The 1,740-nt window shown below is 62.4% G+C and carries 4 protein-coding genes; all 4 read left to right on the forward strand.

Features of this window, described 5'->3' with window-relative positions; translation table 11 throughout:
* Positions 1 to 109: 109 nt before the first annotated feature.
* From ABT116_RS44300 to ABT116_RS44315, 4 genes are read left to right on the forward strand one after another with little or no spacing between them, the layout of a single operon-like run.
* A complete protein-coding gene (locus ABT116_RS44300) occupies positions 110 to 580 on the forward strand; it encodes a hypothetical protein (protein WP_351646540.1) in 471 nt (156 codons plus the stop codon).
* Positions 581 to 597: 17 nt separating this feature from the next.
* The gene (locus ABT116_RS44305) at positions 598 to 1,020 is read left to right on the forward strand and encodes a head-tail connector protein (RefSeq protein WP_287483953.1); all 423 of its coding nucleotides are present in this window, start codon (positions 598 to 600) and stop codon (positions 1,018 to 1,020) included.
* Entirely contained in the window at positions 1,020 to 1,343 is a 324-nt protein-coding gene (locus ABT116_RS44310; RefSeq protein ID WP_116103031.1) for a hypothetical protein, read from the forward strand. Before ABT116_RS44305 ends, ABT116_RS44310 begins: the two co-directional genes overlap by 1 nt.
* Entirely contained in the window at positions 1,340 to 1,657 is a 318-nt protein-coding gene (locus ABT116_RS44315; RefSeq protein ID WP_351646545.1) for an HK97-gp10 family putative phage morphogenesis protein, read from the forward strand. Before ABT116_RS44310 ends, ABT116_RS44315 begins: the two co-directional genes overlap by 4 nt.
* Positions 1,658 to 1,740: the final 83 nt, after the last annotated feature.

The following is a 1,740-nucleotide window of genomic DNA, read 5'->3' on the forward strand; positions in this document are numbered from 1 at the left end:
ACATCAACAAGAAGGTGTCGGTCATCTCGCTCGACACGCTGTACGGCGTGAAGACGATCGACAAGAACCGTGCGGTGCTGATCAAGGGCGCCGACAAGGCCTGAGCCTGATGCCCACCTTCCGTAATCGCAACAGCGGCCAGGTTGTGCAGGTAGACGACGATCCGTCGCACCTGTCCGACCTGGCCCGCTGGGAACGCATCGAGGAGGGGCTCAGCGCCCCAGCCGAATTGACGCACACCCCGTCGAGTGATGTCACTTCGGAAGTCGGCGGTCACACCGTCGAACCGACAACCAACGATGGCCTCGAATCGGCCGAAGCGGCCATCGAATCGGCCGAAACGAAGGTCGCCGACGCGACCGACGCAGCCGAGGACGCACAGACGGCACTCGAGGAAGCCCACGAGGACGCCACCGCACAGGTCCAGGAACTCAGCGGCGAACTCGCGGACACACTCCCGGCAGCCGACGCAGAACGATCCGACTGGGTTGCCTACGCCCTCGCGCACGGCAAGACCGAGGACGACGTCAAGGGCGTGTCGACCAAGAAGATCGCGGCTTGGTTCCTGCCGGCCAAGTGATCGAAAGGCGGTGACCGATGGGCATTCTGGTTCATGCAACGCCTGACGATCTCGTCGACGGGGACTGGTTCGAGTCAGTCCCCGTCGGGGCGGCGTCGCTACTGCGGTCTGCGAGCATTCTGGTCAGCAAAGCGACCAGGCATGACCGATACGACACAACACCGGCAGGAGCGCCGTCCGACCCGACGGTTGCCGAAGCGTTTCGCGATGCGACGTGCCAGCAGGTCACCGAGTGGAGCGCGGCGAAGGTGGATCCGAACAAAGGTGCCTTCGGGCAAGACCTTCAGATCGGATCGCAGTCGGTGCCAGGCGGTTCGGTGACCTATGCCGGGCAGGCGACGGTCGAACAGCGCGCGAAAGCGGCAACTCAGCTTTCGGAACTCGCGTTCGACGTGCTGACGAATGCCGGGCTCGGCACACGCGCGCCGAGGTACCTGTAATGGAGTTCCCAGCAGGATCGATGCTCACCGTTCTCCGTGCACCTGATGTCGACGTGCACGGAGATGGTGACTACGAGGAAGTCGGGTCGATCGGCCCGTGCGACAGCCCCCGCATGGCAGGCGGTCACCAGGGGAACCGACAGGATCGCGACACCAACACGATTCCGGTGTCCGCTCCGGTCGGATCAGACGTTCGTAAGAGCGACCGAATCAAACTCCCGGACGGGACGATCGCGTCGATCACATCGGACGTCGAACCCCAGACCAACCCGTTCACAGGATGGACACCGTTCATCCGGTTCACTCTCACGGAGGTGACGTGATGGGTTCCCTGAGAACGAGTTCCGCTGGAAACAACCTGGATGTGTACCTGAGTGAATCCGATGACCTCGCGAAGGTCCTTCACACCAAGTGTGAGATCGGTGCGGCGTTCTGGACGGCGAACTCTCGCAAGCGAACCGGCTACAACTCACAATCCGTGACCACACTGCTGACTCGCGGAGGCCTCAACGGCACGAAACAGGTCGGCGTGATCTACGCGTTCGGCCACTACGCGCGGTTCCGTGAACACGGCACCCGATACAACAGGCCAGAACGGGTTCTTGCGCAAGCCATTTCAGTGATCGAGTCCACATGATGGGGCCATTTCCCGACGCTGAACAGGTGCTCGTCGACCTGCTCGCACCATTCGGACACGCATGCACCTATCTACCAGTCGAC

Source organism: Streptomyces sp. NPDC002130, assembly GCF_040296465.1.
Taxonomy (GTDB): domain Bacteria; phylum Actinomycetota; class Actinomycetes; order Streptomycetales; family Streptomycetaceae; genus Streptomyces.